Below are 17,510 nucleotides of genomic sequence, written 5' to 3' on the forward strand. Positions count from 1 at the left end.
TAAAAAAGTGTTGGCAGACATTGCCCACTCTACAATTCAACTATTTGAAAGTGGGCTATTTTGACATAGCTTCTTATGAAGCTAAAAAGCCACTAGAAGTCAGCATTTATTCAACCCCTTATCTGCATCAGTATCGGCATCCTTGCGGGAATCAGCATATCCCCTGTAGTGCTGGCTCAAACAAGTGTTATCTCTGAGAATGGGGATAGATATTTGTTGTCCTACCCATGTGCAACAGAAGATGCGATCGCTATCTTTAACTCCACTTCAGAGGGGAGAATTAGCGAAGTTAGCACAATGCGTTGTATCTGATTCTGACTCTAATTCAGGCAGAGATTTATGTCCAAAAAACTGGTACTCATGGATCACGATGGCGGCGTTGATGATTATCTCGCCACGATGCTGCTGATGACAATGGATGACGTTCAGCCACTTGGCATCGTTGTGACGCCAGCAGATTGCTATGTTCAGCCAGGGGTGAGTGCTACGCGCAAGATTCTAGATTTGATGGGACGTTCAGAAGTGCCAGTGGCAGAAAGTACGGTGCGCGGGATTAATCCATTTCCACGCCTATTTCGCCGCGATTCGTTTGTTGTCGATCATCTTCCAATTCTTAACGAACGAGAAACAATTCAGACACCGCTAGTGCCAGAATCGGGTCAGAAATTTATGGTGCGATCGCTCCAAGCTGCACCCGCACCCGTCACACTGATGGTAACTGGCCCTTTGACAACAGTAGCCACTGCACTGGATATGGCACCGGAGATTGAAGGGAAAATCGAGAAAATTGTTTGGATGGGAGGTGCGTTGAATGTTCCGGGTAACGTTAGCCGCGATATCGAACCAGGACAAGATGGTTCGGCTGAATGGAATGTCTACTGGGACCCCATCTCAGCAAATCGAGTTTGGCAAACATCAATCCCCATCGTACTTTGCCCATTAGACCTGACTAACAATGTGCCGGTGACTTCAGAAGTAGTGCGCCAATTAGGTAAACAGCGGCGTTATCCTATTTCCGATTTAGCAGGGCAATGTTATGCGCTGGTGATTCCTCAAGATTATTATTTTTGGGATATTTTAGCGACGGCTTACCTTGCTCATCCGGAGTTTTATGAAGTGCGAGAAGAGGAGACAATAATTGTGGCTACTGGCATCAGTCAAGGACGAACCAAAGTGGAACCAGGTGCGAGGAAAATTCGGGTGATGCAAAAGGTAGATAAGGAGCGATTCTACGATTACATTTTGCAGCAATGGGCGCGTTAAGGAAAATCATTCCAAGTTTCTGAAAGTAAATAAAAATAGAGGGTTTCCGGAACGGGGCTTTCCTAAAGAGAAGAAAAAATATATATCAGATTCTCGTTCGGAAACATCTATGTTTACCTCTATTGATTTGAGTCTATCTACCTTACCTAATGGCGTTGCTTCTGGGGATACAACACAAACCTCAACCGTTTTGTGGACACGCAGCACCGCCAAAGGGACAGTTTTCTTTGAATACTCAATTCACCCGAACTTCTGCACCATTCTTGGCACTGCCAGCGGCTTAGTTACCGATTCCAACCAACCTGTAAAGGTAGAGTTAACTAACTTAAAGCCTAGGACAACTTATTATTATCGAGTCACCGACGCTGCTGGAACGTGTGCTGGTGGTCAGTTCCGTACCGCCGCTGAGTTGGGGACTCCTGCTGGTTTGCGGTTCGGGGTGGCGGGGGACTGGCACGGCGATTTAGCACCCTACCCAGCGATCGCTAATGTACCAGAACGTCAACTAGAGTTCTTTGTTGCACATGGTGATACTGCTTACGCTGACCTGAAGACGCCGGATTTAGACAGACCCGCTTCTACCCTTGACGAGTTTCGCATCAAGTTCAACGAAGTTTATTCCGCCCGTTTGGGGTTAAATACATGGGCGGATCTTCGCGCCTCTACTTCCATCCTCGCTACAATTGATGACCACGAAGTTGATGATAATTTTGCAGGGGGCGCACCAGCATCCTCTCATCGGAATGTGCGCTTCGGCACAGGTGGCGAGTTAATTAACAATACCGAACTGTTTAAAAATGCTCTACAAGCATTTCAGGAATACCATCCTCTACGCGATGAATTTTATGGGGAAACGGGCGAAGAACGCACGACAAATAAGCGCAAGCTTTATCGCTACAACACCTATGGCAGCGACGCGGCTGTTTTCATCCTAGATACCCGCTCTTTCCGCGATGCTAATTTGCCGCTTTCTTTTAACCCTACTAAAGAACAAGAAAAAGAGTTTTTAACTCGTTCTTTTGAGCCAAATCGCACGTTCTTAGGTCAACAACAACTTACGGACTTACAACGGGATTTGCTAGATGCCCAAAATAACTGCATTACCTGGAAGTTTATTTTGATTCCCGAACCCATCCAAAATTTGGGCATCCCCGTTGCCAACGACCGCTATGAAGGTTTTGCAGCAGAACGCACCCAACTGCTGCGTTTTATTAAAGAAAATTGCATCAAAAATGTTGTGTTTATCTCTGCTGATTTTCATGGCACAGCGGTGAACAATCTCACCTATCAAGAGTCTCCCGATGGGGTTCAGATCCCGGTTGATGCCTTTGACATTATGACGAGTCCGGTGGCATTCTATGAGCCGTTTGGGCCTACTAGCGTAAGATTTTCCAGCCTCACGTCAGAGGAAAAAGCTGCTTATGAGGCTCTGCCAACTATCCACGAGAAGGATGAATTTGTCAAAAATTTAGTGGATGCCCGTCTTATCCCCTTCGGCTACAATCCTCTAGGGCTGGAAGGTTCGGGAATTGATGCTACCCTGCTTAAAGGTAGCTATGTGGCGGCTCATGTCTATGGCTGGACTGAGTTTGAAGTAGATGCCTCCACGCAACAATTGCGCGTAATAACCTATGGAATTGAACCCTATTCCTTAGAGCAACTAACAGCAAATCCCAGCACTATTATCAGCCGGACGCCCATTATTATTAGTGAGTTTATCGTTAATTCTAAGAATTAGAAAATAAGCGCGATCGCTTTCAGCATCTTTTTTTTGGGACTCACTCACTAGCTAAACTCAAATCTTCTCAAAACGAATCATTACAGCAATATAAAACACTAGAGACGCGATTAATTGCGTCTCTACTCATAAATAGACGATTCGGTAACAAGCGGCTTAACTTAAAAAGTAATTCTTCCCTCATTGAGCAATTTGTAGCCGCCAGCCAAAGCAGCAAATCCGACAAAGAAGTTCCAGAGGCTAGTTTGTCTTAAAATAACGCCACCGCTCATAAAAACTAGCACAATTCCTAAACCCAACAAAAATGCCCCAAAGGTGCCCGTTTCTCTTCTAAAAAACATCAGACAAATCACACCGCCCATAATGGCTAAAACGGAACCCATTGCTGGTAAGTTCCGCCAATAGTAAGGGAAGTAGTGACTAGCAAAAATAATATTTTTACCTAAAAAGTAAACTCCAGCCAGAAGCAGGATGAATCCTATTAATTTGATGAAGAGTCTAGTCATAATTTTGGCTATGGTTTCTAACTAAAGTTATTGTATGCAGCCGAGTCAGTACCGCAACCCTTAGTTTTACCGAACTCTTATCTCAGGTTGTAACTTCCGGTAGAGGAAATTACTTAAATGTAACACTACATAATAGCTAGCCAGAGTGAAGAAAGCGTGTAGAACCCTCCGCTGGACAAATAAATCAGCAAATTTATGAGAATCGTTGATTTAAGTTAACATTCGTAAATATTTGTTCTCCGATTGTCAGAAATCAGTAAAAATACTGAATACTCAATCTTAATTAAAGAATTTGTATAACTTTTGTAAAAAGTTGGTAAAATACAAAACCATTTTCAAGTTTTGTATTTTTGGCAACAGACCCGGATAACCCTACTATGTGTTAGCTTGATTTTTCCAGATTGAGAAACCTTGGCTGAATTGCCTTGGATGGCTAAATTTCCCTTTTTTTAACAATTTTGGATTTTGTGATGACTCCCTCATTAGCATCTGCTCCGGCTAAAGTTCAGTCTCCTCACGTTGCAATCCGCAACTCATCAAAATCGAATGTTCATTCTCTGGCAGCACTGTGGGCACGAAAATACTATCGTGCAGTTACAGTGGACTATGATACCGAGCATCTAAGACAAAATGAATTTTTAAAAGAAGTAACGTCCAAGGAAGGTCGAGCTTGCACAGCGAACAAGCTAATGCAAAACCTGACTTTGGCGAGTGCTAGAGCCTGGACTAAGACAGAAACGCTGTTATCGGAAGAGATTCGGCGTCATGGCATCAACCCAGACTTAATCAATCCATTAGAAATTGCTGCCGATACTCGCTACTTATTTCAAAAAGTTTTGAATGGTTATGCTGAGCGAGCTACAGCACAACGGGTGTCAGTGATTGCAGGTAGTGACTTTGGGCAGGTACGCGACAAATACACTAACGTCGATCCCCGTGCCATCGGCTTTGTAAGTATGCAGTTTCATTACACAGGTCAGATGTTACTGGAGTGGCTTTCGCCGCCAGAGAAAGCGCTGTGGATGCCGTACTTAAAAATGATGGACGATCATATGTATATGCCGCTACGAGCTGCCTACTCAGCAGCGGCTAACTATAATTATGATTCTCCAGTTTTAGCCGCAGTTCAGCATCTTCTACCGATTAGTAGCAAAATTGCCGAAACGGTTTGTAATCAGGTTTGCCGCTTACATTCCAACCATCGCACTTACAGCGGATCTCTGAGCGAAGCAGTCGTCAGAACCGCTAGCATTCGCGATGCTGAGATGTTTCAGGTTTATCTGTGTTTATGCGTTTTGGAACATGATATCTGCTCCGTACAGCGAGAACTGTTTCCTTTATGCGTGATGTTATATCCTCGCTTAAATGTGAGCTGGAGATTGGTGCAAGATATGCTTCAGGCAATGGGTTGGGCAATGCACTCCCATCTGAGCGCTGATGATATGGCAATCTTGTTACCTTATTTACGGACGATGACGGAAATGTTTTCTTTGGAAGTGTTTCAGGGCGGCTGAGGTGATGAGTAATTAGTGAGTAGTCATTCTTAACGAATGACTACTCATAACCTTCTAAGCTTTCCGAAAAGCTTATGTATTACCGATAAGTTTCACAATCCTTTAGCTGCAACCCTACCAGATTTCAAGAGATGTGGGTCTTGCATAGATTGAAAAGCGATGAGGGAGAATATCGATACCCTTTCGCCTAAAGGTCGCCACAAATAAATTTTTGGAAGTGCCTACTGGCAGAGATGGAATAACCCTAAGGAGTTCACAATTTGGATTGCGAACTCGAAAATCTAAAACGCAGTTCCTTTATCAATTCACTTCAACTGAGCGAATAGAGGCAGCGTCTTTAAATTGCTTTGTCTCAGACAATCCGCCCGATCCTGATTTTGAAGAATAAACTCCTATCAAGCTTGCATCATTAGCATTTCCAAGACGGAAGGAGATACTCTTAGCTGGTTGATTAGCAAACCGGACGTATTCTCTGCCTTCATTGTCAAGGTTGTAAGACAAGGTGGCGTCTCCGTAGGCTGCCTCTGCTTGTTTGAGAGAGGTTCCGGGACCGACTCCTTTTTCAGTTTTATAGTCGGAATTTTCGGTTACTAAAGCATCGATTTTGCCCGAATCAGCTAAGGGGTTCCCGGCTGGGTAGAGGATGTAATATTGCACCTTTCCATTTTGGCTGACAGCGATCGCATCAAAATCCACGATGTAAGGCGACTGCACCTTAAATTCAGCTTTTGAACCCAGCTCTTTTTTGAGTTCGCCTAAAGTCATTCCCAGCTTAGCCGGGCCAATCCCTGTGGCTGAAATTTTTTGGCTTTCAGAAATTGTTTCCGAAACTGGGCTAGGGCTTGGAGATTCTGTAGCCGGGGTGGGACTAGGCGACCCTTGTACTGTCTGGGGTGTCGCTGTGCTGGTAGGTGAAACGGATGCTTGTGGAGTTGGCGGCGTCGCCGTGCTACAACCCACGAGTGTCATGAGCAAAAGCAAGGAACTAGAGAGAAAAAATCGAGCTTTCACGGGCTAAACCTAACGCAATTATGTATCGAGTCTGTTATTGAGATGAGGTAATGAGTAATTGTCATTTTTCCTTAGCCCTTGGTGCTTATGTTGCTACTAACTAAGAACTAAAGGCTAATAACTAATTTTAGGGTTCATCTACTTCTTTCTCCTCAGTTAGAGCTTCAGCCGGAATTTCTAGCGCTAACTGATAGAGGTGGCGGCGGGAAAAAGAGGTGGCTTTTGCTAACTGGCGACTGGCTTGCGATCGCGAGATTCCTGCTTGCAGGAGATGTTGTAACTCGGCTTTTAGCGCCTCTTCCGACAGCATTGGCATCGTTAACTCGGCACCGGCAACGACGAGGGTAAATTCTCCTTGGGGTTCGCGGGTGGCATAGCGATCGCTTGCTTCCTGAATGCTTCCCCGCCAAAATTCCTCGTGCATCTTGGTTAACTCCCGCGCCAGTACAATTTGACGGGTGAGTCCCAATACAGCCCCTAAGTCTTGCAGCGTTTGTCGCAACCGATGAGGAGCTTCGTAAAATACAATCGTACGGCTTTCGCTTTGTAAAGCTTCCAAACGTTCTTGCCGTTCTTGACCTTTTGCGGGTAAAAAGCCTTCAAACACAAATTTGTCTGGGGGAAGTCCGGCGGCGCTTAAGGCAGTCGTGACGGCAGTACAACCGGGGATAGGAACGACGGAAATGGCTGCTTCGATACAAGCTTTCACCAGTTCGTAGCCCGGATCGGAGATTCCCGGCATTCCGGCATCGGTGACAAGCGCGATCGCTTTCCCGATTTTGAGTTGTTCCAACAACTCTGGAATCCGCTGCTGCTGGTTGTGTTCGTGGTAACTCCACTGGGGCGTTTTAATTTGAAAGTGCTGCAACAGCTTCCCCGTGTGGCGCGTATCCTCGGCTGCGATCGCGTCCACCGTTTGTAAAATTCGCACCGCCCGAAAGGTCATATCTTCCAGGTTGCCTATCGGTGTCCCGACGATGTAAAGTGTCCCCAATTTTGGCTCAGTTTGCATCAAATCAATTAAAAATTAACAAGTAAAATTTAAAAAGAACAATTTCCTTTTTAATTTTACATTTTTAATTGAATTCTAGTGGCTGGGGTTTGGCAATGACATAACCTTGTGCATAATCTATTCCTAAAAATTTTACCTTCTCTAAAATCGAGTCATTCGTGACAAACTCAGCAATTGTTTTCAGACCCATGACGTGCCCAACCCGGTTAATCGCTTCCACCAGTGCAAAATGAATTGGGTCATCGGCAATATCTTTGACAAAACTTCCATCAATTTTTAAGTAATCTAGCGGCAGATATTTGAGATAAGCAAACGAGGACATCCCGCTGCCAAAATCATCTAAAGCAAAACGACAACCTAAAGCTTTAACTTCCTTAATTAACCCTGATGCTTTACTCAAATTTGCAATTGCAACACTTTCAGTAATCTCAAAGCAGATCATCTGTGGGGGGATTTTATAGACGAAAAACTGCTCTTTAAGGAATTCTATAAACTGGTCGTCGTTAACGGTAGCACCAGAGAGATTGATAGTATACAGGGGAAAAGATGAAGGAGGAAGGATGTAGGGTGTTAGTGGAGGCGAAGTGGCAACATTGCTAGCACCAGCAGCGAAGGAGTTACGAATCCTTCCTGTAGGGTAAGATGCAAAATTCTGAAATTGAGGTTCTAAATTCTGAATTTCTGATTGGTGAAGCATCGCCAAGAAGGTACGGATCACCCAGCGGTCTATTGCAGGCATTAGGTTGTATCGCTCGGCGGCGGGGAGAAACGCCATCGGCGGGATCAACTCGCCTTTGTCATCCACGAAACGCAGCAGAACTTCGTAATGTTCGCCAGTGGTTAGTTCGGCATTCAAAGGCGCAATCGGTTGGTAGTACAAGCAGAATTGATTCTTGGCTGGTAATGTATTTTCAGGAGTAGCCAAAAGCTGCACAGACCCGCTTTGCGCGATCGCTTGATTCAATCGGTTCAACCATTGCACTTCATTGTGCTGCTGCGCCAGTTTTTGAGCGTCAGCTTGGTAAACATACACGCGATTTCGTCCCCGATTTTTAGCTTCATAGCAAGCTGCATCAGCAGCACTAACAACGCCTGACAAAGTGGAACAATTGGCGTCAAATGTCACGACACCAATACTGACACCGACTGTAAAAGTTTTATCCTGCCACGCAAATCGAAACTCCTGAATGGTTTCTAGGAGCGAATGAGCAACTCGCAGTGCTTCATCTGTGGGACATTGGTACAGCAACACAGCGAATTCATCACCGCCTAATCGTGCCAGAACATCAGTTCTACGCACTCTGCTTTGTAACAAACTACTGATTTGACGCAATAATTCATCGCCAGCAACATGACCGCAAGTATCGTTAACAATCTTGAACCGATCGAGATCCAGATAGCAAAGCGTGTGTTCTTGGTTTTGCATTCTGGTATTTGACACCGCTTCCTGCAAACGTTGCTCAAATTCGTAACGGTTGGAGATTCCCGTCAGTGGATCGTGGTTTGCTTGCCAGGAAAGCTTTTCGTTAACTTTGGTGAGTTCGGCAGTTCGTTCTCCCACCACTTTTTCTAGATGTTCTTGGTACTGTTTGAGTGCTGCCTCTGCTTTCTTGCGGGCAGTGATATCTTCCACCAGGCGAATGCCAAATTGCGGTTTGCCCTCAGCGTCACGTACCTGGGAAACAGTGATGTTGCACCACAACATCTGCCCATTTTTTCCCAGGTAACGCTGCTCCATTTGATAGCAATCGCGACCCCAAATCAGATGTCCATCCTTTCCCAGATAACGCTTCGCCATCTGAGAATAGTCATATTTTCCGGCGAGTAAGTTAATGTAACGATCCCAACCCACTTCGTTCGGAGTGGTATCTTCTTGAATATATCCTGCTGGCAAATTATCCTCTTTGCAACCCAGCATCCGTTGGAGTGCCGGATTCGTTGTCACGACATGACCTTCCATGTCTACGATCGCGATTCCCATGCCTGCTCCCTCAAAAATTGAGCGAAAGCGAGCTTCGCTATGCCGCAATGCTGCTTCTGCTTGCTGGCGTTCGATGACTTCCTGACTGAGTTTTTGGTTCGTTGCTTCTAGTTGTGCCTGACTGGGAATTGCCAGTGCTTTGGGAATCAAACGAATCAGTTCGACAGCTGTGTAACCGGAAATGATAGCGGTAATCACTTTGACGGCACCCGAAAGCCAATAAGCTGGATGCCAGAGCGTCCAGATTTCCATCAGGTGGGTCGTGCCACAGGAAACAATGAAAGCTCCAAACAGGAAAAATATCCTTCGGAAGGGCAAATCCTGTCGTTGGTGGATGAAATAGAGCAAGGCGAGGGAAATCGAGTAATAGGCGATCGCAATCAACGCATCTGCCACGATATGCAGCGAGACTAACCCTGGTTGCCAGAGATAGCCGCGCCCGTGGGGAATAAACCAATTTGGAGAGATTAAATTTTTTAAAAATTGCAGCATTAGTCGTGAATCCTTAAGGATTAGCGGTAGGTTTGATTAATCTGCAAGGATGTTCAACAAAGGTTCCCGCTACTTTTAGGATGCCCAAAAAATTTGCTGCATTTCACAATTAATTGGCTTTCTAGATAAACTTTTGAGTTAATTTTTATGTGTTAATCGTTGTCGGTAATAATTTTAGCAACTAGCATTTAACCCACTTGTCCGTAGAGAATTGGGTCAGTCGGAACAGGAAAAATAATCAATGGCTTTTCAGGGGCTTTTTGTAGGATTAGTTACCTTAGACCTGGTGTATTTAACGACGGGTCTACCCGAACAAAATCAGAAAATTGTTGCATCTGACTATACGGTAGCGGCAGGAGGCCCTGCGACCAATGCAGCCGTGACTTTTAGTTATTTGGGCAATCGAGCAAGCCTTTTGGGTATAGTTGGTATTCATCCAATTAATTGCCTGATCCGGACTGATTTGGACAGTCACTCAGTGACGCTGATAGACCTGTCACCTAGCCAATCTGAACCTCCGCCGATTTCTTCTATTATCACGACTCAGGCAACAGGCGATCGCGCGGCGATCTCGATCAATGCGACGAAAACACAAGTTAGCGGTGAATGTCTGCCCCTCAATATTTTACAGGAAATTGATATTGTACTCATTGATGGGCACCAAATGGCAGTTGGGGAGAAAATTGCCCGATTAGCTAAAGAAAATCAGATCCCTGTTGTCATAGATGGCGGCAGTTGGAAGCCTGGATTTGAAAGAATATTGCCCTTTGTAGATTACGCCATTTGTTCGGAAAATTTTCATCCCCCAAGTTGCGATCGCGCACAGCAGGAAGTTCTTTCTTATCTATCCGCACTAGGGATTCCTCACATCGCTATCACTGGCGGAGAGAAACCTATCCAATATCTTTCGCAGGGTACAAGCGGATCGATAGAAGTTCCCCAAATAAATCCCGTTGATACGATGGGTGCTGGGGACATTTTTCACGGTGCCTTTTGTAACTATATCCTACGGAAAAGTTTTGCCGATGCGATCGCATCGGCGGCGAAAATTGCCTCTCATTCCTGTCAATTTTTTGGCACTCGTCGATGGATGCAGAAAACAGCACCAAAGTAATCAGAATTAACCAATCTTAAACTTGGGAGAGGGAACCGGCAGCATATAATAAATCAACTGGCTTAAGACAGAAATTCTCAGAAATGGAAAGCACTTATCAAAAAAGCGGTTTGACCCGCAGACAACATCTTTGGATTGCTGGTAGCCTTTGGACGCTAGTCGGATTAGGGCTTTTTAGCATGGGGTTGGTATTCTGGTTTAAATTCCCTTATTTGGGATTGTTAGACGGACAACATTTGGGGTGGGGTGCAGCAGCTTTTAGTCTTGGTCTAATTAAAGGGAAACTGATTCTCGATCGCACTGCAAATCGCGTAATTAATAGGGTAGAAACACTACAGGAACCAAACCCGTTCAAGAGCATTTTCCAAATGTTTGGAGTCAAAACCATTGCTTTAATTGTGGCAATGATGAGCATTGGTATCGGATTGCGACGTGCGGGTGTTAGCTTTGAAGTGAGGGGTTTAATTTACATAGCGGTTGGCGCTGCCCTGCTGTGGAGTTGTCGCCGCTACTGGATAGCCTCCACCCAAGTGCCGACAGCCGAGGAAGCTTAAAGTGACAGTATTAAAATCGTTGGGCGAAAACCGATATGAGGGGCTAGAAGAAATTGTCGCGATCGCTCGAAGTGTAGGTTGGGGTGCCGCCGATATCCTCCAGTCTTACTATCGCGGCGATCGTAGCACCGATGATTTGGAAGTTGAAAACAAAAAAGATGGCCCAGTCACGGCAGCAGATGTCGCCGTCAACGAATACATCCTCTATAACTTGCAGGCGTCTCTCAACAACCCAGATTTCGGATATTTAAGCGAAGAAACTTATAAATCTCAGACACCAGCAGTAGAGCAACCTTGGGTTTGGATCGTTGACCCCCTCGATGGAACGCGAGACTTTATCGATCGGACGGGTGAATTTGCAATTCATATTGCCTTAACGCACCAAGGGCGTCCCATTCTGGCAGTGGTCGCGTTGCCAGAGGCAGGAAAATTGTATTACGCAACCAAAGGCGGCGGCACCTATATGGAAACTCGTGAAGGTCAACCCAAGCCAGTTCGCGTATCGGAACGCAACGCCCTTGAGGAACTCACCTTAGTCGTTAGCCGCACCCATCGAGATGAGCGCTTCAATCAGCTAGTGCAACACCTGCCGTTTAAAAATAAACACTATGTCGGCAGTGTCGGCTGCAAAATTGCCACCATCATCGACCACCAAGCAGACGTTTATATCTCTCTGTCTGGTAAATCTGCTCCCAAAGATTGGGATATGGCGGCTCCAGAGCTGATTTTGACGGAAGCAGGCGGACAATTCACCCACGCTGATGGCACTCCCCCCAAGTACAACCAGGGGGATGTGAATCAATGGGGTTGTCTGATTGGGAGTAATGGTCACTGTCACGACACGCTTTGCGCCCAAGCCTCAGAAATTCTGGCTCAATTGGACGCGCCCGCTTAGGTTGCACCGTGCGATCGCGCGTAAAACACGATCGCGTTTCCCACCAGTAAAACCATGAATATTTCTTAGCACCATCATCAATTAAAAATTAGAAATTAAAAATGCCAAGTTTTTAATTTTGCATTTTTAATTGATGATTGAGTAGTTTTACTAAGAATCAATCAGATTACCTAGGAGTTAGGTGTCTCCGGGGACCAATACCTGGATTGATAACGGCTGCCAACTCCTCCTCAGATAAATTCTCGATTTCATTATTCAGTTCTTGAACCGTGAAGTCATAGCCACGTTCACGGGCAATCTGGATGAAGGTTTCTGGGTTAGTGGTTGCTTTGAGTCTTGCTTGTAATGCTTGATCTTCTTTAACTGCTTTGAACAAACTGGCAGCGCTTTCCTGTGCCATGACAATACATCTCCATTAAATATGTGTGATTTAAATGCGTGATTCCGATGCACTAAAGATATTAAGATAGTGCATCGAGTCGGCATCACAGCTGAGGTGAAACAAGTCTCTACCCCACATGTCATGTCGGCTGAACCTAGTTACCTTTTAGGATAAAGATTTCTGTGATACAAGTCACAAAATATTGACAAAAATTAAAGCTGCCGGTATCTGCAAATACCGGCAGCTAAATACACTTGTGCTAATACATACCAGTGCTAATACATACCAGCACGAAGATTTTAAATTTCGGCGGAGGCGCGTTCAATCAAGCGACGAGCCAAGGTTTGAGTGCCTGTGTGTTCGTAATAGTTTGTTGTCACATCTAGAAAGGCACCCAGATAGTCCAACTTGTCACCGGAAACTTCCACAAAATTTTGCAGGTTACTGACAACTTTTTGTGGGGTTAAATTGTGAGAGGTGACAAAACCACTCATCCAGCCTTTAACTGAATCAAAGCTTTGACCGATAAAGTTGAGCTTACCTTCCGGACTGCCGCCAGGAATCAAATCGTTGACACGCTGGTATGTCTGATTTCCTTCTAACTCTGCGGGACTCGCTTGATTCAATCCGGAGGTAGCTTTGAGGAGGAAGTCAGAGCCAAGGGGAACTAAACCATCAAAGCTAATTAAAGCCACCATCCGCATCAAAGATTCGCCACTATAATCAGCTAAAGAGGCGACAAAATCTCCAATGCTGTCTCCTGGGATGCCGTTGATTTGGCAAAAGGCAACCAACTCAACCACCAATTTTATACACAAATCAATCGTTTGAGCTTTGTCCGCTTTAGGAGTGATGTTGTTTAAAAAACCGAAAAGCGGAATTTTTTCGCCTACTTTGTTCGCCAAGGCGGCTGTACCGAGTGCTTTATCTGCACTATCAACAGTTTGATAGAGCCACATGGCTCGCTGATATCCCTGCGATTTGTCGTTGTACAGATAGACGGCGCGTTCGCCAATTTGCTGAATTAACGCTTCATCAGTTTCGCCAGTGACAGCACGAATTGTGTTGTCAAAGCCAACAATATTTTGCCATTGCCCCGGAACGACAAAATCAAGCGATCGCAAAGCCATCGTGGTGATGTTATTGGTTGGTAGCTCATCAACCAGTTCAAAAATCGATTTGCTCACAGTCGTAGTCTCCTTGTTTTTTCAGTTGTCATTCATCAGTAGTCAGCAGTAATCAGTCATGAGTCATTAATTGCAAACGAATGACTCATGACTGATTCCTCAGGACTACTTACTTTAGTCGAGACAGACCATTGAGATTGAATTTTTGCAGCCAAGCTTCGCGATCGCTCTGAGTAAAGGAAGCATCGCGGGATTGAATTTTGACTTGGTAGCGATCGCCTACTAAAACAGCAGTGCCATTATTCCCCTGATTCACCGCTGGATAGCCAGCGATTGTTTTACTGCTGCTCTTAAATTTTGCTGCGGCTGTGGGGGTGCTAGTGGTATCAGAAATAGACAGTACGGCAACATCCTTGCCGTCTTTTTTCAACTTATACTCAGCAAAGCCTTTTTTCTCTTGAGCTGGTACAGTTTGGAAGCCACTGCTACTTTTTGGAAAGAATTTATTAAAGCTGCTTCCCTGTTCAGCCTGTTTAGCAACTGCTGGAGGAGCATTCCTCTGAGTGCTTTCCTTTTGCGCTTGGTCATAACGAGAGGGAGTTTGGGTTGCACAAGAAGTTACTAGCAGCAACATCGAGAGCAACATCGCTGCGAAAATTCTCCGCCCATTTTGAAAAATCATTACCGCCTCCTGATAGCTTGAGGTTTCATTTTTATCACCATCTTCACATTTTTGGCATCTAGCTATGGAGAAACTTAAGCGATTCTCAAGCGGTTCACTCACTTAAGCTGTGACAAGTCTCAACCCCAATTCTTCTTCTCCCTACATTCTACTTGCGCGAGATTTTACATCAGAATTCCCCAAACCCCTTTTTCAGGGGGACAGAGAAGTGAAGTGTAGCGCCAATCAAGCGGAGGGATTGGGTGCCTCGGAATCCCTGTGGAGAAAGGGGGAGGAGATTCTGCCGCTTAAGAGCGGTGAGCAATGACAGCGTAGAAAGGATCTCCCCCACTGGCACCCATCCACTGTAGGAACTTCGGGGCGGAGGATTGGTGAGTAATGACTTCTGGGGAGCTAAATCCGGGGATTGAGGTGAAGTAGCTTTTCACTAGCTCAACCCGGCTAGCTTCGGAACTATCCCGCCACGCAGCGATCGCTTTTTGATAGAACATCCGGTTGGAAAAGCTGATAATTGCGATTCCACCCGGCTTGAGGATGCGGTAAATTTCCGCAAATACAGCATCCGGATATTGCAGATACTGCACCGAGACGCAGTTGAGAACGGCGTCGAAATCTTCATTCGGTAGGGGTAGCTTCGGATTTTTGTTGATATCTTGAACAAAATAACGATCGAAGCGGGGATTTTTCGCCAGTTCCTCTTCGTTCAGTCCGTGTCCTTCGATGTGAGCAAATTTCATCTCCTCTGGTAGATGGGAAACCCAGCTACTCATCATGTCCAAGATGCGGGTATTCGGCTTCAAGCGATCGCGGTAGAGATCCGTCAGTTGTTGAATAAACCCTTCGTCTACGTGGGTCACAAAGCGCGGATAGGAGTAAAACTCCTTATCATCGGTATCATCTAACTTAGTGCGTTGATTCGGTCGCAGCATCATCACCTAAAATTGAAGCTATCTTTACATCACCAGTTTAGAAAAATTACGAACTGTAAAGATATGCCCGTAGGCTAAAGCCACACTCTTGAGCGTGACGGCTGTTCACTTTAACTTGGCATCCCTCTGCGCCCCCTTGGCGTTCTTTGCGTTAAAAAACCCTCTTTCAAATCCTGGCGGGGTTTCCCTTGCCAGCAACCGAGAAACAAAGCTAAATTAATATTACGCACGCTAAATAATTAACCAATGTCTTCTACATCTGCTGAGAGCAAGCCTTTTGAGCAATGGCACGAAGTAATGGCACCCTATAGTTTGGGCTACCGGATCAAACTGCTCTCCCAGGTGTTTAGCCGCAAGTTTCAGGAACGGCTGGAGCCTTTGGGACTGACTCCCTTTCACTGGGTTGTATTGTGCTGTTTGTGGGAAGAAGACGGCTTAGCCACTTGCAGTATTGGGGAAAAACTACAGCAAGTCGGAGGCACGATCACCGGGGTGCTAGATCGGATGGAAGAACGGGGGCTGATTCGTCGGGAACGTGACCTTCGCGATCGCCGGATTTGGCGCATTTGGTTGACGGAAGCAGGCAAGCAACTACAAGAAGTCCTACCGCCAATCGCGCTAGAAATTCGGGAACAGGCGATGAAAGGGATTCCGATGGCTGAACGCGAACATTTTTCTCAATTGGTAGATCAAGCGATCGCGAATCTCTCTTAAGGCTTGTAGAAGATAGGGGCAATCTTCATCCGACTGGGTGAAGCACGGCATTAGGGATTCATCTAAAAATATTACGTATACGAAGTAAATGCTGTTTACCAAAAATTTCACAAATATTACATATACGGAATGACCGCTTATTAAATACTTTGCCGAGCAGGTAAAAAGTGATAACAACAAACTGAACCAAGGACAGATGCCTCTCTTGAGGAGCGTGTTGGTCTAGTAGCAACAGCTCAACAGACAGTAGATAGGCAATCAGAACTACCTACAAGCAACCCCTGAATCCCAAGATTTATGAAAAAAAACGCCATCAAGTTCATGCCAGTTTTACCGGCATTGAGATCGAGAAATTATCAGTTATTTTTTGCCGGTCAGGGGCTTTCACTCGTTGGAACTTGGATGACGCAAATCGCCACGATTTGGCTAGTTTATAGTCTCACGAATTCAGCCTTGTTACTGGGTGTAGTTGGGTTTGCAGGGCAATTTCCCAGTTTTATACTGACTCCATTTGGTGGGGTTGTAGTCGATCGAGTCTCTCGTCATCGGCTCTTAGTCATTACTCAAAGCCTCGCCATGCTCCAGTCCTTAGCGCTAGCTTTTGTAGCGCTAACCGGAATCGCCCAAGTCTGGCATCTAATTGTTTTGAGTATATTTCAAGGAATCATTAACGCCTTTGATGCCCCCGCTCGTCAAGCTTTCGTACCAGAAATTATCGAACAAAAAGATGATTTAGCGAATGCGATCGCGCTGAATTCTTCCATGTTTAATGGGGCGCGATTGATTGGCCCTGCCATTGGAGGATTGCTTGTTGCCTCAGTTGGAGCGGGTTACTGTTTTTTAATTGATGGTCTCAGCTATATTGCCGTCATTACTGCTTTATTAGCAATGAAGGTAAAGCCCAGTAAAATAGCAGTCTCTCACGCTCATCCTTGGCAAAGATTGAAAGAAGGATTTGTGTATACCTTTGGCTTTCCACCAATTCGTTCTATCATCTTGCTGCTAGCGTTAGTTAGTTTTATGGGAATGCAATATACCGTTCTCACACCAATATTTGCCACGCAAATTCTTCATGGCAACGCTGAAACCCTGGGCTTTCTGATGGCGGCGGCGGGAGTAGGAGCGTTAATTGGTGCAGTTCATTTAAGTACGCGGAAAAATGTTTTAGGCTTAGGCAGATTGATTGCTTATTCTCCGGCTTTCATGGGGATGGGATTGATTGGTTTTTCTTTGTCTCGCGTGCTGGGACTTTCTTTACTAATGATGTTACTAGTTGGCTTGAGTTTTACTTTGCAATTTACATCTAGTAATACAGTTCTCCAAACGATTGTTGAGGATGATAAGCGTGGCAGGGTAATGAGCATCTACACGATGGCTTTTTTTGGCGTCGTTCCCTTAGGAAATTTATTTGCGGGTTCTTTAGCAAGTCAAATCGGTGCGCCCAATACGTTAATGATGGGGGGAATCTTTTGTATTCTCGGTTCTTTCCTATTTACAAAACAGCTTCCTGGCATAAGACGCTTGGTTCGCCCTATTTATACGAAAATTGGCATTCTTCCCCAGCGTTCTTAAAAAGAGTGTTATTGAACTGCAAAG

16 protein-coding genes are annotated in these 17,510 nt (G+C 45.3%); 8 read left to right on the plus strand and 8 right to left on the minus strand.

The window, feature by feature from the left end; genetic code table 11:
- Window positions 1-339: 339 nt before the first annotated feature.
- Complete coding sequence (locus tag NC997_RS11705) at window positions 340-1,263, plus strand: nucleoside hydrolase (RefSeq protein ID WP_190525617.1); 924 nt, start codon at window positions 340-342, stop codon at window positions 1,261-1,263.
- A gap of 109 nt (window positions 1,264-1,372) precedes the next feature.
- On the plus strand, window positions 1,373-3,001 hold the full coding sequence (locus NC997_RS11710) for an alkaline phosphatase D family protein (protein WP_190525618.1): 1,629 nt from the start codon (window positions 1,373-1,375) through the stop codon (window positions 2,999-3,001).
- A gap of 161 nt (window positions 3,002-3,162) precedes the next feature.
- On the opposite strand, the gene NC997_RS11715 is transcribed toward NC997_RS11710, so the two are convergent.
- Complete coding sequence (locus NC997_RS11715) at window positions 3,163-3,507, minus strand: hypothetical protein (RefSeq protein ID WP_190415267.1); 345 nt, start codon at window positions 3,505-3,507, stop codon at window positions 3,163-3,165.
- A gap of 470 nt (window positions 3,508-3,977) precedes the next feature.
- Here NC997_RS11715 and NC997_RS11720 point away from each other — a divergent pair, with 470 nt between their 5' ends.
- Entirely contained in the window at window positions 3,978-5,021 is a 1,044-nt protein-coding gene (locus NC997_RS11720) for a hypothetical protein (RefSeq protein WP_190415269.1), read from the plus strand.
- Between the two features lie 300 nt (window positions 5,022-5,321).
- Here the strand turns inward: NC997_RS11720 and NC997_RS11725 are convergent, their stop codons facing one another.
- The 3 genes from NC997_RS11725 to NC997_RS11735 form a co-directional block, all read right to left on the minus strand.
- A complete protein-coding gene (locus NC997_RS11725; RefSeq protein WP_242031285.1) occupies window positions 5,322-6,032 on the minus strand; it encodes a DUF3558 domain-containing protein in 711 nt (236 codons plus the stop codon).
- A gap of 127 nt (window positions 6,033-6,159) precedes the next feature.
- Window positions 6,160-7,044 carry a 16S rRNA (cytidine(1402)-2'-O)-methyltransferase gene (gene rsmI / locus NC997_RS11730; protein ID WP_190525619.1) on the minus strand — a complete coding sequence of 295 codons (885 nt, stop codon included), beginning with the start codon at window positions 7,042-7,044 and terminating at the stop codon, window positions 6,160-6,162.
- A 64-nt stretch (window positions 7,045-7,108) separates the two neighbouring features.
- Entirely contained in the window at window positions 7,109-9,517 is a 2,409-nt protein-coding gene (locus NC997_RS11735) for an EAL domain-containing protein (RefSeq protein WP_242031286.1), read from the minus strand.
- Window positions 9,518-9,758: 241 nt separating this feature from the next.
- Between NC997_RS11735 and NC997_RS11740 the strand changes: the two genes are divergently transcribed.
- The 3 genes from NC997_RS11740 to NC997_RS11750 all read left to right on the plus strand — a co-directional run bounded on the left by NC997_RS11740 (window position 9,759) and on the right by NC997_RS11750 (window position 12,080).
- Window positions 9,759-10,631 carry a sugar kinase gene (locus NC997_RS11740; protein ID WP_190430368.1) on the plus strand — a complete coding sequence of 291 codons (873 nt, stop codon included), beginning with the start codon at window positions 9,759-9,761 and terminating at the stop codon, window positions 10,629-10,631.
- An 83-nt stretch (window positions 10,632-10,714) separates the two neighbouring features.
- Entirely contained in the window at window positions 10,715-11,185 is a 471-nt protein-coding gene (locus NC997_RS11745; RefSeq protein ID WP_190525620.1) for a hypothetical protein, read from the plus strand.
- 1 nt (window position 11,186) lies between these two features.
- Window positions 11,187-12,080, plus strand: a complete 894-nt coding sequence (locus NC997_RS11750) for an inositol monophosphatase family protein (RefSeq protein WP_190525621.1) — start codon at window positions 11,187-11,189, stop codon at window positions 12,078-12,080.
- Between the two features lie 166 nt (window positions 12,081-12,246).
- Here NC997_RS11750 and NC997_RS11755 read toward each other — a convergent pair whose 3' ends face one another.
- From NC997_RS11755 to NC997_RS11770, 4 genes are all read right to left on the minus strand, one after another.
- The gene (locus tag NC997_RS11755) at window positions 12,247-12,480 is read right to left on the minus strand and encodes a Nif11-like leader peptide family natural product precursor (RefSeq protein WP_190415279.1); all 234 of its coding nucleotides are present in this window, start codon (window positions 12,478-12,480) and stop codon (window positions 12,247-12,249) included.
- A gap of 281 nt (window positions 12,481-12,761) precedes the next feature.
- Window positions 12,762-13,649 (minus strand): hypothetical protein, encoded by an 888-nt coding sequence (locus NC997_RS11760; protein WP_190430365.1) that lies wholly within the window; start codon window positions 13,647-13,649, stop codon window positions 12,762-12,764.
- A 109-nt stretch (window positions 13,650-13,758) separates the two neighbouring features.
- A complete protein-coding gene (locus NC997_RS11765) occupies window positions 13,759-14,271 on the minus strand; it encodes a hypothetical protein (RefSeq protein WP_190441150.1) in 513 nt (170 codons plus the stop codon).
- Window positions 14,272-14,558: 287 nt separating this feature from the next.
- Entirely contained in the window at window positions 14,559-15,203 is a 645-nt protein-coding gene (locus NC997_RS11770; RefSeq protein WP_190525622.1) for a class I SAM-dependent methyltransferase, read from the minus strand.
- Window positions 15,204-15,446: 243 nt separating this feature from the next.
- On the opposite strand from NC997_RS11770, the gene NC997_RS11775 reads away from it, so the two are divergent.
- Window positions 15,447-15,914, plus strand: coding sequence for a MarR family transcriptional regulator (locus NC997_RS11775; protein WP_190415287.1), 468 nt, complete (start codon window positions 15,447-15,449; stop codon window positions 15,912-15,914).
- 297 nt (window positions 15,915-16,211) lie between these two features.
- Window positions 16,212-17,486: an MFS transporter gene (locus tag NC997_RS11780; RefSeq protein WP_190525623.1), complete on the plus strand. Its 1,275-nt coding sequence runs from the start codon at window positions 16,212-16,214 to the stop codon at window positions 17,484-17,486.
- Window positions 17,487-17,510: the final 24 nt, after the last annotated feature.

Source organism: Trichocoleus sp. DQ-A2, from assembly GCF_039961915.1.
In the GTDB taxonomy this organism is placed as follows: domain Bacteria; phylum Cyanobacteriota; class Cyanobacteriia; order Cyanobacteriales; family FACHB-T130; genus FACHB-T130.

Bases quoted from the DNA above. Each gene is read 5' to 3' on its own strand.
- NC997_RS11705 (WP_190525617.1), top strand. From the start codon at position 340: ATGTCCAAAAAACTGGTACTCATGGATCACGATGGCGGCGTTGATGAT.
- NC997_RS11710 (WP_190525618.1), top strand. From the start codon at position 1,373: ATGTTTACCTCTATTGATTTGAGTCTATCTACCTTACCTAATGGCGTT.
- NC997_RS11715 (WP_190415267.1), bottom strand. From the start codon at position 3,507: ATGACTAGACTCTTCATCAAATTAATAGGATTCATCCTGCTTCTGGCT.
- NC997_RS11720 (WP_190415269.1), top strand. From the start codon at position 3,978: ATGACTCCCTCATTAGCATCTGCTCCGGCTAAAGTTCAGTCTCCTCAC.
- rsmI (WP_190525619.1), bottom strand. From the start codon at position 7,044: ATGCAAACTGAGCCAAAATTGGGGACACTTTACATCGTCGGGACACCG.
- NC997_RS11735 (WP_242031286.1), bottom strand. From the start codon at position 9,517: ATGCTGCAATTTTTAAAAAATTTAATCTCTCCAAATTGGTTTATTCCC.
- NC997_RS11740 (WP_190430368.1), top strand. From the start codon at position 9,759: ATGGCTTTTCAGGGGCTTTTTGTAGGATTAGTTACCTTAGACCTGGTG.
- NC997_RS11745 (WP_190525620.1), top strand. From the start codon at position 10,715: ATGGAAAGCACTTATCAAAAAAGCGGTTTGACCCGCAGACAACATCTT.
- NC997_RS11755 (WP_190415279.1), bottom strand. From the start codon at position 12,480: ATGGCACAGGAAAGCGCTGCCAGTTTGTTCAAAGCAGTTAAAGAAGAT.
- NC997_RS11765 (WP_190441150.1), bottom strand. From the start codon at position 14,271: ATGATTTTTCAAAATGGGCGGAGAATTTTCGCAGCGATGTTGCTCTCG.
- NC997_RS11770 (WP_190525622.1), bottom strand. From the start codon at position 15,203: ATGATGCTGCGACCGAATCAACGCACTAAGTTAGATGATACCGATGAT.
- NC997_RS11775 (WP_190415287.1), top strand. From the start codon at position 15,447: ATGTCTTCTACATCTGCTGAGAGCAAGCCTTTTGAGCAATGGCACGAA.
- NC997_RS11780 (WP_190525623.1), top strand. From the start codon at position 16,212: ATGAAAAAAAACGCCATCAAGTTCATGCCAGTTTTACCGGCATTGAGA.